The sequence below is a fragment of the Paractinoplanes rishiriensis genome, from assembly GCF_016862375.1.
Taxonomy (GTDB): domain Bacteria; phylum Actinomycetota; class Actinomycetes; order Mycobacteriales; family Micromonosporaceae; genus Actinoplanes; species Actinoplanes rishiriensis.
The window spans coordinates 1-13,722 of record NZ_BOMV01000013.1 but is presented as its reverse complement, the minus strand read 5'-3'; the positions used below and the strand labels follow the sequence as shown (position 1 = coordinate 13,722).

Genomic DNA, 13,722 nt, shown 5'->3' with positions numbered 1-13,722 from the left:
GTGGTCGCGGTGGTGGGGCACCTGGCCGGCGGCAGCGACCGGGACGCGGTGCTCGCGCTGCTGACCGGCGCGGCGGTCCGCGAGGACGTGGTCTCCGGCGACACCGACGAGGCCAACCTGCCGGTCCTGCAGCAGCTCGGCCTGGTGCTGCACGCCCGCGCGGACCTGCCGCCGCTGGCTCCGCCGGCCCGGTACGCCGGCCTGGGCTCGCTCGACCTGCCGGCCCTGGACGACACTCCCCCGCCGGCGCAGCCCGGCTACGGCGAGACGGTCGTGCTCCGCACCGCGCCGGTGCCGCCGCCGGACTGGCGGGACCGGCTGGCCGCGGCCGGTGTCGCGGTGCTGGAGCGGGTGGCCGACCACCGCTACGTGGCCCGGCTGACCGGCGGCCGGGACGGCCTGGCCGCGCTCCGCTTCGTGACCGACGTCCGGCCCTACCTGCTCAGCGACACCGCAGACGCCGGCAACGTGGTGACGCCGGGCGGTCCGCCGCCGGGTGCCCGGCCGGTCCGCTACGAGGTGCTCGCCCACCGCCCCGCCGACCTGCCCGCGATCCGCGCCTGGCTGGCCGGGCAGGGCTGGCCCGAGGACGGCGCGGGCCGGCGCAAGGTGCGCTTCCGCTGCCCGTTCGGCGATGCCCGGCTGCTCGACCTGGCCCGCCGGCAGGACGTCGCCGCGGTCGACCTCTACCTGGCGCCCGGCCTGTTCAACGACCACGCGCAGCGGATCGCCGGGCTGCGCGCCCCGGCGCTGGCCGGGCTGACCGGCCGGGGCCAGATCGTCGGGGTGGCCGACACCGGGGTCGACGAGCGGCACCCCGACCTCAAGGACCGGCTGCGCCGGGTGGTGGCGCTCGGCCGGCCCGGCGACGGCAGCGACCCGCACGGCCACGGCACCCACGTGGCCGGCACGCTGGCCGGCGACGGCTCCGCGTCCGGCGGCACGTTCCGCGGCGCGGCGCCCGGTGCCGCGATCTTCTTCCAGTCCGTGCTGGACGCGGCCGGCGGGCTCACCGGGCTGCCGGTCGACCTCCACGACCTGCTGGCCGAGGCGTACGACGCCGGCTGCCGGATCCACAACAACAGCTGGGGCGCGGACGCCGGCTCGGTCTACCGGATGAGCTCGCTGGAGATCGACGAGTTCGTGGCCGGGCACCCCGACATGCTGGTGGTGATCGCGGCCGGCAACGCGGGCCGGTCCGGCGCGCCCCGGCACGTGCCGCGCGGCTACGTCGACCTGTTCTCGGTCGCGGCCCCGGCCACCGCCAAGAACGCGCTCACGGTCGGCGCCAGCCGCAGCACCCGCAGCCTGCCGCACCGCACCTGGCGGCAGTGGTCGCCGGGGGCCTTCCCGGACACCCCGATCGGCGCCGAGCACCTGGGCGGCGACCCGGAGTCGCTGGCCGCGTTCAGCAGCCGCGGCCCGTGCCAGGAGCACGACCGGATCAAGCCCGATCTGGTGGCGCCGGGCACCTGCGTCGTGTCGGCCCGGTCGGCGCCGGCCCCGGACGCGACGTTCTGGCACGGCTGGGACGACCACTACGCGGTGCTGGGCGGCACCAGCATGGCGGCGCCGCTGGTGGCCGGGTCGGCCGCGCTGCTGCGCGAGTGGTTCACCGGCCGCGGGCACGAGCCGAGCGCGGCCCTGCTCAAGGCCACCCTGGTGAACGGCGCCCGCTGGCTGGGCGGCCACGATGCCGGCGCGCAGCACCCGCACCCGCCCAACTGCCATCAGGGTTTCGGCGCGCTGAATCTGGCCGGGACGCTGCCGCACGCGTACGCCGACGGCGGCGGGACGACCACGCTGGCCGGGCTGGGCCGGACCGTCCGGCTGCCGCTGCGGCGTACCGGGAAAGGGTCCTTGCGGGTCTGCCTGGCCTGGACCGACCCGCCGGGGCGAGGCATCCAGCACGCGCTCGCGCTGGTCGTCTGGCACCGGCAGAGCAACCGGCGCTGGCTGGGCAACGAGCAGCGGCGGGCCACCTATGCGACCGCCGACACCACCAACAACGTCCAGGTGGTACGCCTCGACGAGGCCGGGCCGGGCGACTACGCGATCGAGGTGACCGCGGTGTCCGAGATGCTGTTCGGGCCGCAGGACTTCGCGGTGGTGGCAGCCGGCCTGGACTCCGACGCGTTCGGCGGCCGGTGGCGATGAACCGGGAGCCGCTGATCGCCGAGTACCACGAGATGCTCCGGGCCCGCGGCATCGAACACCTGGTGCGGCCGGAGGGCACGGCCGAGCCGGAGGCCCACATCACGACTCAGCTCATGGCCCGGATGGTGGCGGAGGCCCGGCGTTCGGCCGCCGACTACGGCGAGGAAAATCTGATGCCGGCGCAGATCGCGGACGCGCCGGTGGACCGCCTCGCCGAGGTGTCCGGCCGGATCGAGCAAGCGCTGGCCGGACTCGGCCACGAGCTGCCCGGCCCGGTATACGTGGGCGAATACCCGCACCACTCGTTCAACGCCCGCGCCCTGGCCGCCCGCAACGGCACCCTGCTGCTGATCAACACCGGGCTCCACTACCTGCTGGTCGAGGTGGCGCTCGCGCTCAACACCCGGGTCGTGGTGGCGACCCCGGCCGAGGGCGGCTACACGCTCCAGCCGACCACCGAGGCGATGCTGCGCCGCCGCCGGGAGGCCGACGCGACGATGGCCCGCTCGCTGGCGGCGTACGTGCTGCACAGCGATTCCCGGCGCGGCGGCAAGCAGCCGGTCGACGCGACCGCGCGGGGCATCCTGAGTTACCGGTACGCGGCCGCCGCCGAGACGTTCGCGGTGGCCCACGAGTACGGCCACTTCCTGGCCGGTCACCTGCTTGCCCGCCCGGCCGGCGACGGCTGGCTGCGCAAGAGCCATGATCAGGAGTTCGAGGCGGACGAGATCGGCATGCTGCTGGCCCTCGCGGCGACCGGCGACGACGGCTTCGACAAGAACATCACGGTGGCCGGCACGTTCCTCTTCTTCGCGATCGACCACCTGCTCAACCGGGTGCGCGACGAGGTGCCCGAGCTGGACCGCGCGGCAATCGTGGCAGACCATCCACCATCGGCGGTACGGGCGGCCACCCTGCGCCGGACCCTCACCGAGATCGAGGGCCCGGACGTGTTCCAGCTGGCCGACGCCACCACACCGGTCCTGGCCTCCGCCGAAGACGCGATCATCCACTCCTTGCGCGCGCTGCTGTAACTCGTTCCACTATTGGTTTTGCTTGTTGGGAACCATCCTTGCCGCACAGAGTTGTAACGTGTTTCACTCTTTGGCGTGGACCCGCTTTCTGCCCCGTTGACGATCGCCTTCGACTACACCCGGTCGCTCGGGCCGGTGCTCGGCCGCTTCATGGCCGGGCTGCGCGACCGGCGGGTGCTCGGCGGCCGGACCGCGGACGGCCGGGTGCACGTGCCGCCCCTGGAGTACGACCCCTCGTCGCACCAGCCGGTGACCGATTTCGTGGAGGTCGCCCCGATCGGGACGGTGGTCAGCTGGACCTGGACCGACCGGCCGCTCGAGGGGCAACCGCTGGACCGGCCGTTCGGCTGGGCGCTGATCCGGCTCGACGGCGCGGACACGCCGCTGCTGCACGCGGTGGACGCCGGCTCGCGCGACGCGATGCACACCGGCATGCGGGTCCAGGTCCGCTGGGCGGCATCTCCGGTAGGGCACATCAACGACATCGAGTGCTTCGAGCCGGCTTCCGGCGTGCCGCCGTTGTCTCCACCGGCCTGGTCTCCGCCCGTCGAGATCATGACCACGCCGATCCGGCTGCACTACCGGCACACCACGTCGGTCGAGGAGGCGCGCTACCTGCGGGCGCTGGCCGACGGCCGGCTCATCGGGCAGCGCTGCCCCGCGTGCCGCAAGGTCTACGTGCCGCCGCGGGTCTGCCCCGCCGACGGGGTGCCGCCCGAGGAGGTGGTCGACCTGGCCGACCGCGGCACGGTCACCACGTTCTGCGTGGTCAACGTGCCGTTCGCCGGCCAGCGGCTGAAGCCGCCGTACGTGGTCGCCCAGGTCCTGCTGGACGGCGCCGACATCCCGATACCGCACCTGATCCTGGGCCTTCCGGCGGAGGAGGTACGGATGGGCATGCGGGTGTCCGCCGTGTGGCGCGACCGGGCCGAGTGGTCGACCACGCCGGAGAACATCGCGCACTTCGAGCCCACCGGCGAGCCGGACGCGGCCTACGAGTCCTACGCGGAGCACCTGTGACCAGCGCCGTGGCCGTGATCGGCTTCGCACAGTCGCCGTCGCTGCCGAGCAGCGGCACGACGAGCGGCGTGGAGACGCTGGTGCCGGTGTTCCGGGACGCGCTCGCCGACGCCGGCCTGTCCCGCGAGGAGGTCGGCTTCTGGTGCTCCGGCTCCTCGGACTACCTGGCCGGCCGCGCCTTCTCGTTCGTGAACGCGGTCGACGCCATCGGGGCGGTCCCCCCGATCGCCGAGTCCCACGTGGAGATGGACGCCGCGTGGGCGCTCTACGAGGCATACGTCAAGATCCTGGCCGGCGAGGCGGAGACCGCGCTGGTCTACGGCTTCGGCAAGTCCTCGGCCGGCCAGCTGCGGCGGGTGCTGGCCCTCCAGCTCGATCCGTACGTGACGGCCCCGCTGTGGCCGGACGCGATCAGCATCGCCGCGTTGCAGGCGCGGCTCTGCCTGGACGCCGGCCTGTTCACCGAACGGGAGATGGCCGAGGTGGCCGCGCGCCATCGTGCCCTGCCCGTCGACGAGCTACTTGATCAGCCATACCTGGCCGATCCGCTGCGGGCGCACGACTGCCCGCCGGTGTCGGACGGCGCCTGCGCGGTCGTGCTGGCCGCGGCCGGACGGGCCGAGCGGCACCGGGAGCGGCCGGCCTGGATCACCGGCTTCGCGCACCGGATCGACCCGCAGGGCCTCGGCGAACGGGACCTCACCGCGGTGCCGTCGGCCACCGCGGCGGCGGCCGACGCGGGGCTGGGCGGCGACGTCGATGTGGCCGAGCTGCACGCGCCGTTCACCCATCAGGAGCTCCTGCTCCGGCGCGCACTCGGCCTGCCGGCGGGCACCCGGGTCAACCCGTCCGGCGGGCCGCTGGCCGGCAACCCGATGTTCTCGGCCGGGCTGGCCCGGATCGGCGTGGCCGCCACCGAGGTGATGACCGGGCGGGCCGGCCGGGCCGCCGCGCACGCCACCAGCGGGCCGGCGCTGCAGCAGAACCTCGTGTGCGTACTGGGGGCGGACCGATGACGCGACGAGCGGCCGTGCTCGGCACCGGGCAGACCCACCACCGCACCCGGCGCACCGACGTGTCGATGGCCGGGCTGTGCCGGGAAGCCGTCGACCGGGCGCTGGCCGACGCCGCCACCGACTGGTCGCAGATCGACGCGGTGGTGCTGGGCAAGGCGCCCGACCTGTTCGAGGGCGTCATGATGCCCGAGCTGTTCCTGGCCGACGCGATCGGCGCCGCCGGCAAGCCGCTGCTGCGGGTGCACACGGCCGGCTCGGTGGGCGGCGCCACCGCGAACGTGGCCACCAGCCTGATCCGGGCCGGGGTGCACCGGCGGGTGCTGGCGGTGGCGTTCGAGAAGCAGTCGGAGTCCAACGCCATGTGGGCGCTGTCCATCCAACCGCCGTTCAGCGCGCCCATCACGGCCGGCGCGGGCGGCTACTTCGCCCCGCACCTTCGCGCGTACATCCGAAGGTTTGATGTTCCCGGGCACATCGGGGCACTGGTCGCGGTGAAGGACCGGCGGAACGGCGCGCTGAACCCGTACGCCCATCTCCGTCAGCCGGACATCACGCTGGACTCGGTGCGGCAGTCGCCGATGCTGTGGGACCCGGTGCGCTACGACGAGACCTGCCCGTCGTCGGACGGCGCCTGCGCGATCGTGCTCGGCGACCAGCAGGCGGCCGAGGCCAGCGAGCGCCAGGTGGCGTGGATCCGGGCCACCGCGATGCGCACCGAGCCCACCTCGTTCGCCGGAAAGGACCACGTCAACCCGCGGGCCGGCGCCGAGGCGGCCCGCGCGCTGTGGGAGGCGGCCGGCATCAAGAACCCGATCGACGAGGTCGACGTGGCCGAACTGTACGTGCCGTTCTCCTGGTTCGAGCCGATGTGGCTGGAGAACGTCGGCTTCGCCGAACCCGGGCACGGCTGGAAGCTCGTCGAGGCCGGCGAGACCCGGATCGGCGGCCGCCTGCCGGTGAACCCGTCCGGCGGCGTGCTCTGCTCCAACCCGATCGGCGCGTCCGGGCTGCTGCGCTTCGCCGAGGCGGCCATGCAGGTGATGGGCCGGGCCGGCGAGCACCAGGTGGCAGGGGCGCGCACGGCGCTCGGTCACGCGTACGGCGGGGGATCCCAGTTCTTCAACATGTGGGTTGTCGGGAGGCAGCCATGAGTTCTTCGCAGGTGACCCGACGGAACGTATTGCGGATCGGCGCCCTGGGCGCCGGGGCCGCGGTCACGACAGGCATCCTGGGCTGGGAGGGAGCACTGGCCGCGTACGGCGCGGTGCCCGCCCTGGCCGGCAAGACCGCGGTGGTGATCGGCAGCGGCTTCGGCGGCGCCGTGGCGGCCTACCGGCTGGCCCAGGCCGGCGTGTCGGTGACGGTGCTGGAACGCGGCCGCCGCTGGACGGTCGACGGCTCCGGAAACACCTTCTGCACGATCTCCAACCCGGACTGGCGCTGCGCGTGGTTCAGCGACCGCCCGCCGCTGGGCCTGGACACCAGCAAGGCCATCGAGCGCCGGGCCGGCCTGATCGCCAAGCACACCGGCAACGGCATCAACGTCCTGAGCGGTACGGGTGTGGGCGGCGGCTCCCTGGTGATCGGCATGTTCATGCCGCAGCCCCGCCGCGCCGACTGGACCAAGGTCTACCCGGCCGACATCCCGTTCGACGAGATGGACCGGGTCTACTGGCCGCGGGCCCGCCAGGCGCTCGGCGCGACCACGATCCCCGCCGACATCCAGGCCGGCGCGAGGTTCCAGGGCGCCCGGGCGTGGTTGTCCTACGTCCAGGAGTTCGGCCAGTCCGCCGTGCAGATCCCGTTCAACGTCGACTGGAACGTCATCCGCGACGAGATAGCGGGCCGGGCGCCGGCGTGCCACACGGTCGGCGAGGGCCCGTTCGGCAGCAACTCGGGGGCGAAGAACAGCGTCGACCGCAACTACCTGCGCTGGGCCGAGGCAACCGGCAACGTCCGCGTCCTGCCGCTGCACGAGGTGACCGAGATCCGCGAGGTGTCCGGCCAGGTCACGCTCGAGGTGGCGGGCAAACAGATTGACGAGTACGGGGCGACGCTGGCCACCAAGGTGTTCGGCTGCGACTTCCTGTTCCTGGCGGCGGGTTCGCTGGGCAGCACATCGTTGCTGCTCACGTCGCGCGCCAAGGGCAAACTCCCCAAGCTGACCAGCGCGGAGGTAGGAAAGGGCTGGGCCAACAACGGCGACTTCCTGGTGGCGAGGCTCAACCTGCGCAAGACGGTCGGCAGCGCCCAGGGCGGCCCCGGCAATGCGAAATTCTTCGACGACGCCAACCCGTACGCACCAGCCGCGATGGCGTGGGAGTCGGCGCCGATGCCGAGCTGGCTGGGCAACGCGTCGGCACACCTGGTGACGAGCCAGTCCCCCGAGCGCGGCGAGATCCGGTACGACGCGGCGTCCGGGGCGGGCAAGGTGCACTGGCCGTACGCGGAGATGGCCACGGCGTCCGACAAGGCGGGGCGCGACCTGGTGACCCGCCTGTGGTGGGCCACCGAGGGCAAGCACGGCTACCTGCTGAACGGGCTGCCGACGTACGACCGGAACACCGGAATGGGGCTGGGGTCGGCCAACACCTATCACCCGCTGGGCGGTCTCGTCATGGGCAGGGCCACGGACTTCTCCGGGAAGGTTTCGGGATATTCCAACATGTACTGCGTGGATGGGGCCCTCCTGCCCGGCACTACCTGTCTGGCCAATCCCTCCCTCACCATTACCGCCAATGCCGAGCGCTGCATGGATCGGTTCATCGCTTCCTACGCTTGATGCTTCGGTGTTTCTTGCGCTGGGACGCCCTGGGCGGGGAGCCGTTCGAGGGCAGGACCCCGGCGTCGGTCGGGGTGTCGGTGTAGCGGATCGCGGTGCATGGGGTGCCGGCGTCGGAGTGGTGGATCAGCCCGTCCAGGCATCCGTTACGCGCCCAGATCGCCATCTCCAGGGCCTCGAGGGGCAGAGTGGTGCGTAGGTGCGTGGCCAGGACCCAGCCGACCAGGTGGCGGGAGTACACGTCGATGACCGGGGCCAGGTAGGCGAACCCGGCCCAGGTGCGGATGTAGGTCATGTCGCACACCCGCAACCGGTTCGGCAGGGCCGCGCTGAACTTCCTGCGGACCAAGGTCCTGCGGGCGGGCCGCAATACCAGGGATCGTGGTCCGTGGTTGGCGGCGCCGGCGGACCCCGGCCAAGCCGAGCCGACGCATCAGCCTGGCCAGCCGGTCCCGGCTGATCTCGATGCCGGCCCGGCGCAAGGCGTCGGGCAACTTCCGGACGCCGTAGACGCTGTAGTTCGCCGCGTGTACCGCGCTGATCGGGTCGCACAACGCGGCGTCGGCGCAGCGCGAGCCGACGGAGGCCGGGTCTTGGCTGCGTAGTGCCCGGACACCGACAGGAACCCGGCATCAGTCGCGCGCAGCACACCGCGGGCCGGAACTCGGGCGGGTACCTCCACCAAACCCAGGGCGCTTCAGTTACGACGGGTCGGGGGAGCCTCGGTTGCTCCACCTGATGCCGGCGCAGGGGGTGGACGAGCCGGGGCTGGGGTGGCCTGGGGCTTTGCGGGGGCGGTGGCGGGTGGTGGCGCGGATGTCGTAGCTGTGCGGGCCGGTGTGGTTGTGGGGCAGCAGGCAGTCGTCGCGGTATTGGCCGTGATCGCGCGTGTGGTCGCACGACGCGGCCTCGGTCAGGGTGCGCGCGTCGGGTGCCCAGCGCAGCCACCACCAGCGCTCGCCCCCGTGCACGGCGACCACGAAGGCCACGTGGCTGCCGTCGTGGCCGACGGCCAGTTCGCAGCCGACCGGCTCCGGCACGGGCCCGTCGTCCGAGGGCAGCGCCGCGAGCCTCGCCTGCTCCGCGGCACTGAAGCGGGTGACCGCGGCGCAGCGGAGCCAGCGCGGTTCCCAGTGTTGTCGTGATGACATGAGAGCCTGTTTTCGCGACCGGGCGGCGTGCGATGTCGACGAACGACACCAAGAGTCTTTGAAGTTTTAACACACCGTGTCCACCAACATCACTACCTTCTGGACGAGTTCCGAAAAGACTTCCACGCGCCGACGTAAAGCGCAGGAAAAGTCGCCGCGAAGCGGCCCGCAACCGGCGCGGTTCGTCCCAGCACACCACGCGCCCACCTTGGCCTGCGTGACCGACTTCCCTGGCGCCCCCACAGCGCGGCAGCCAGATCACCAAGCGCAAGGTGACCGCCTCGGGTGACCAGGCACGGACCAGCCGGTGATCAAACGCCTGGCGCGAGTGATCACCATGCAAGCCGTGGGCAGGAAACTCCAGGGCGGAAAGGGGGCTCAGAACGTGACCAGCGGATCTCCGAAGAAGTCGGCGATGAAGTTGACGAAGAAGAATCCGAAGAACAGGAAATTGCAGACCAGCAACACGTAGTGCCACGGACGGGGACGAGCCGGCTTGGGCAGCTTGCTGTTCAGGTACATCAGCATGAACGGGTAGATCAGGGCCCCGAAGTTGGACATGTTCGCCGACCACTGGACCAAGTTCACCGGCAGGGCCAGGTGCAGGACGATGGCGATGATGACCATCAGGACGAACATGAACGGGAAGTAGAAACGGCGCGGGTCGCCCTCGATGAGCCGGCGCAGGCGGGGCGACGTCGCGTGGGCCGCGTCGGTCGTGACACGGACCATCGCCTCGAAAATGCCCAGTTGCGTGCTGAAGAGAATCAGCACACCGAGGGCCAGCGCCAGATAGAACATGCCGCGCCCGTATTCGGCGTCCAGGACCGTTGCCACGAACGTCGGGACCTGCGCCGTCGTCGGGCGGGTGCCGGAAATGTCCACAGCGTGGGCCATCAGGATCGTCGGCAGCAGCATGCCCAGCATCGCGCCGATGAAGAAGACGCCCCACATGTCCACCAGGAGCAACCGGTACCAGCGCCGCCAGCGGCTCGCGTTCTCCGGGTTGTCGGGGAACGTCACGCCCACGTCCAGCATCCGCTGCTGGTCACCGCGCATGCCCGAGATGTAACCGGTGCGGTAACCCATGCCGTAGCCCTTGTCGCGGTAGTGCCCCATCACGTACCAGTTCAGACCCGACGCCAGCGCCGTGAAGCCGGCCAGGCCGCCCAGCTGGGTCGCCGTGATGCCCTCCGGCGGCGCGGCCGGGGTGAAGAAGCCGCGGATGCCCTCCCACCACAGCTCCCACGGCACCACGAACAGGTCGATCAGGATCAGGCCGACCAGGATCGCGCCGACCATCAGCCAGTTCGCCAGTTCGAGCGAGCGGCTGATCCGCTTGGCGAACGCGGTCAGCACGAAGACCAGGACCAGCAGCCCGATGGCCCAGATCCGCGGTTCCTCGGCTCCGGCCGGGGCCACCTCGCCGTGCACCAGAGCGTAAAGCCCCTGCCCCGCCGAGGCTGCCCACCCGCCGGCGATGAACGCGAAGATGACCACGAAGACCGAGAACGGCACCCACAGCAGCCAGCCGGGCGGCACCCGCCCCCAGCCGACCACCGGCGCCTCCCCGGTCGCCATCACGTACCGGGAACACTCCACGTTGTAGAACGTCTGCAGCACGGCCGAGACGAGAATGACCCAGCCGACGCCGACGAAGCCGAACTGGCCCACCGCCTGCGGGCCGAGCAGCCACTCGCCGCTGCCGATCGAGATGCCCAGGGCGATGAGGCTCGGGCCGACCACGTACATCGCCATCTGGCGCGGGCCGATCCGGCTGACCTTGAAGACCTGCTCGGGCTCGGGCAGGTCGTCCAGCGCGAGGTCCGGACGGCTTCGACCCAGGGGGTAGGTGCGTGACTCCGTTTCCTGATCCATGCGGCGCCTCCTCGACGAGAACTCCGGGCCCTCAATGTCGCGCTGCCCGGTGCGGTCCACAAGGGAGCGGCGCGTTCAGTGCATGATCTGCACGGATCTCTATTCAGCGAGGTCAGCCGTACCGGACTGGGAGGTGTTTGATGCCGTTGAGCCAGCCGGACCGCAGCCGCTGCGGCTCACCCGCCAGGCTGATGCCGGGCATGTGGTCGGCGATCGCGTTGAAGATCAGGTCGATCTCCAGGCGGGCCAGGTTGGCGCCGAGGCAGAAGTGCGCGCCGCTGCCGCCGAAGCCGAGGTGCGGATTGGGGCTGCGGGTGATGTCGAACGTGCGGGGGTCGGCGAAGACCTCCTCGTCGTAGTTGGCCGAGCCGTAGAACATGGCGACCCGCTGACCGGCCTTGATGTCCTGGCCGCCGAGGACCGTGTCTTGTCTGGCCGTACGCTGGAACGAGTTGACCGGCGTGCCCCAGCGCACCATCTCGTCCACCGCCGTACGCGGGCGCTCGGCCTTGAAGAGGTCCCACTGCTCGGGGTGTTCGAGCAGGGCGAGCATGCCGTGCGAGATGGCGTTGCGGGTGGTCTCGTTGCCGGCCACCGCGAGCATGAGCACGAAGAAGCCGAACTCGTCGGTCGACAGATGGTTGCCGTCGATCTCGGCGTTGATCAGCGTGTTGACGATGTCGTCGCGCGGGCACGCCTGCCTCTCCTCGGCCATCTTCATCGCGTACCCGAGCAGTTCCATGGCCGATTCCATCGGGTCGGCCGTGCCGCTGTACTCCGGGTCGTCGTACCCGATCATGGAATTTGACCAGTCGAAGACGTCGCGCCGGTCGTCCTGGGGCACGCCCAGCAGTTCGGCGATCGCCTGCAGCGGCAGTTCGCAGGCCACCTGGGTGACGAAGTCGCCGACGTCGCCGGCACTCGCCTCGCTCGCGATCCGCTCGGCCCGGACGGTCAGCGCCTCGCGCAGGCTGTTGATCGCCCGCGGGGTGAAGCCGCGCGACACGATCGCCCGCTGCTTGGTGTGCTGCGGCGGGTCCATGTTGAGCAGCACGAACCGCTGCATCTCGATCCGCTCCCGGGGCATGTCGGCCTGGAACCGGACAATCGCCGTGTTTTCCCAGCTCGAGTACGTGTCGCTGTCACGCGACACGGTCATCACGTCGGCGTGCCGGGTCACCGCCCAGTAGCCGTCGTCGTCGAAGCCGGCGCTCCCCCGCACCTGCGGGATCCAACAAACGGGAGCCGTACGCCGCAACTCGGCGAACTCGGCCTGCGGGATTCCCCGGAGGTAGATCTCCGGATCGGTGAAGTCGAAACCTTCGGGGATGCGAGGCTCGGCCACGGCTCCTCCTACAGCAACAGGTTCTACCGATTCAAGCACGCGTCCATGTCCAGCGGTATGCCTGTTGTGCTTTGATATAGAAACACGTTCTAGCTTGCCGGAGGTGGCCGGGGTGGGCGTACCGGTGGTCGTCGATGCGGTCCGCACTCCCATCGGCCGGCGCGGCGGCTGGCTGTCCGGCCTGCACGCGGCCGTGCTGCTGGGCATCGCGCAGCGGGCGCTGATCGACCGCGCCGCGATCGACCCGGCCCTGGTCGAGCAGGTCATCGGCGGCTGCGTCACCCAGGGCGGCGAGCAGTCCGGCAACATCACCCGTACCGCCTGGCTGCACGCCGGCCTGCCGCACAGCACCGGCTGCGCCACCATCGACGCCCAGTGCGGCTCGGCCCAGCAGGCGGCGCACCTGATCGCGGGCCTGATCGCGGCGAACGCCATCGCGGCCGGCATGGCCTGCGGCATCGAGTCGATGAGCCGGGTGCCGCTGCGCGCCAACCTCGGCGAGGCGGGACTCCCGCGCCCGGATTCCTGGAGCATCGACCTTCCTAACCAGTACGTGGCGGCCGAGCGCATCGCTTCGCGGCGGGGGCTGACCCGGGAAGACCTGGACGCGTTCGGCGTACGGTCGCAGGCCAACGCGGCCCGCGCCTGGACGGAGGGCCGGTTCACCAGGGAGGTCGTGCCGGTCGAGACCGACGGCCGGACGGTCGACCGCGACCAGGGTCTGCGGGACACGACCCTGGACGGGCTGTCCGGGCTGCGCCCCGTCCTGCCGGACGGCCGGCACACGGCCGGTACGTCGTCGCAGATCTCCGACGGGGCGGCCGCGGTGTTGCTGATGGACGCCGACCGGGCCCGGTCACTGGGTTTGCGGCCGCGGGCCCGGATCGTGGCGCAGTGCCTGCTGGGTGCGGAGCCCTACTTCCACCTGGACGGGCCGATCCAGGCGACGTCGCGGGTCCTGGAGCGGGCCGGGATGAAGGTGGACGACGTCGACCTGTTCGAGGTGAACGAGGCGTTCGCCAGCGTGGTGCTGTCCTGGCAGGCCACCCACCGGCCCGACCCCGACCGGGTCAACGTGAACGGCGGCGCGATCGCGCTCGGTCACCCGGTGGGCAGCACGGGCGCCCGGCTGCTCACCACGGCGCTGCACGAGTTGGAGCGCAGCGACGGAAGCACCGCGCTGGTGACGATGTGCGCGGGCGGCGCGATGTCCACGGCCACGATCATCGAGCGCCTGTGAACGGGCGCCCCGCCTCCTACCCGGGCCCCGCCTTCTACCCGGGCCCCGCCTTCTACCCGGGCCCCGCCTTCTACCCGGGCCCCGCCTTCTACCCGGGCC

General features: G+C 71.7%; 11 protein-coding genes and 1 pseudogene. 7 read left to right on the top strand and 5 right to left on the bottom strand.

Annotated features, from left to right (window positions below; all coding sequences use genetic code 11):
• The 6 genes from Ari01nite_RS09190 to Ari01nite_RS09165 all read left to right on the top strand — a co-directional run bounded on the left by Ari01nite_RS09190 (position 1) and on the right by Ari01nite_RS09165 (position 8,009).
• On the top strand, positions 1-2,157 hold the full coding sequence (locus tag Ari01nite_RS09190) for a S8 family serine peptidase (RefSeq protein WP_203780702.1): 2,157 nt from the start codon (positions 1-3) through the stop codon (positions 2,155-2,157).
• Positions 2,154-3,191: a M48 family metalloprotease gene (locus Ari01nite_RS09185; protein WP_203780701.1), complete on the top strand. Its 1,038-nt coding sequence runs from the start codon at positions 2,154-2,156 to the stop codon at positions 3,189-3,191. Before Ari01nite_RS09190 ends, Ari01nite_RS09185 begins: the two co-directional genes overlap by 4 nt.
• Positions 3,192-3,266: 75 nt before the next feature.
• Complete coding sequence (locus Ari01nite_RS09180; RefSeq protein WP_203780700.1) at positions 3,267-4,211, top strand: Zn-ribbon domain-containing OB-fold protein; 945 nt, start codon at positions 3,267-3,269, stop codon at positions 4,209-4,211.
• Complete coding sequence (locus Ari01nite_RS09175) at positions 4,208-5,227, top strand: thiolase family protein (protein ID WP_203780699.1); 1,020 nt, start codon at positions 4,208-4,210, stop codon at positions 5,225-5,227. The genes Ari01nite_RS09180 and Ari01nite_RS09175 overlap by 4 nt, the downstream gene beginning before the upstream one ends.
• Positions 5,224-6,378, top strand: a complete 1,155-nt coding sequence (locus tag Ari01nite_RS09170; RefSeq protein WP_203780698.1) for a thiolase family protein — start codon at positions 5,224-5,226, stop codon at positions 6,376-6,378. Before Ari01nite_RS09175 ends, Ari01nite_RS09170 begins: the two co-directional genes overlap by 4 nt.
• The gene (locus tag Ari01nite_RS09165) at positions 6,375-8,009 is read left to right on the top strand and encodes an NAD(P)-binding protein (RefSeq protein ID WP_203780697.1); all 1,635 of its coding nucleotides are present in this window, start codon (positions 6,375-6,377) and stop codon (positions 8,007-8,009) included. Before Ari01nite_RS09170 ends, Ari01nite_RS09165 begins: the two co-directional genes overlap by 4 nt.
• Here Ari01nite_RS09165 and Ari01nite_RS49680 read toward each other — a convergent pair.
• From Ari01nite_RS49680 to Ari01nite_RS09145, 5 genes and pseudogenes are all read right to left on the bottom strand, one after another.
• On the bottom strand, positions 7,990-8,319 hold the full coding sequence (locus tag Ari01nite_RS49680; RefSeq protein WP_275410835.1) for a DDE-type integrase/transposase/recombinase: 330 nt from the start codon (positions 8,317-8,319) through the stop codon (positions 7,990-7,992). The two genes, Ari01nite_RS09165 and Ari01nite_RS49680, sit on opposite strands and share 20 nt — an antisense overlap.
• 97 nt (positions 8,320-8,416) lie before the next feature.
• A pseudogene (locus Ari01nite_RS51370) lies at positions 8,417-8,563 on the bottom strand (IS3 family transposase); the annotation flags it as partial.
• 147 nt (positions 8,564-8,710) lie between these two features.
• The gene (locus tag Ari01nite_RS09155) at positions 8,711-9,160 is read right to left on the bottom strand and encodes a hypothetical protein (protein ID WP_203780695.1); all 450 of its coding nucleotides are present in this window, start codon (positions 9,158-9,160) and stop codon (positions 8,711-8,713) included.
• Between the two features lie 378 nt (positions 9,161-9,538).
• Positions 9,539-11,038: an Nramp family divalent metal transporter gene (locus Ari01nite_RS09150; protein WP_203780694.1), complete on the bottom strand. Its 1,500-nt coding sequence runs from the start codon at positions 11,036-11,038 to the stop codon at positions 9,539-9,541.
• A 112-nt stretch (positions 11,039-11,150) separates the two neighbouring features.
• A complete protein-coding gene (locus Ari01nite_RS09145) occupies positions 11,151-12,383 on the bottom strand; it encodes a cytochrome P450 (RefSeq protein WP_203780693.1) in 1,233 nt (410 codons plus the stop codon).
• A gap of 112 nt (positions 12,384-12,495) precedes the next feature.
• Between Ari01nite_RS09145 and Ari01nite_RS09140 the strand changes: the two genes are divergently transcribed.
• Entirely contained in the window at positions 12,496-13,623 is a 1,128-nt protein-coding gene (locus Ari01nite_RS09140) for a steroid 3-ketoacyl-CoA thiolase (RefSeq protein WP_203780692.1), read from the top strand.
• Positions 13,624-13,722 lie beyond the last annotated feature (99 nt).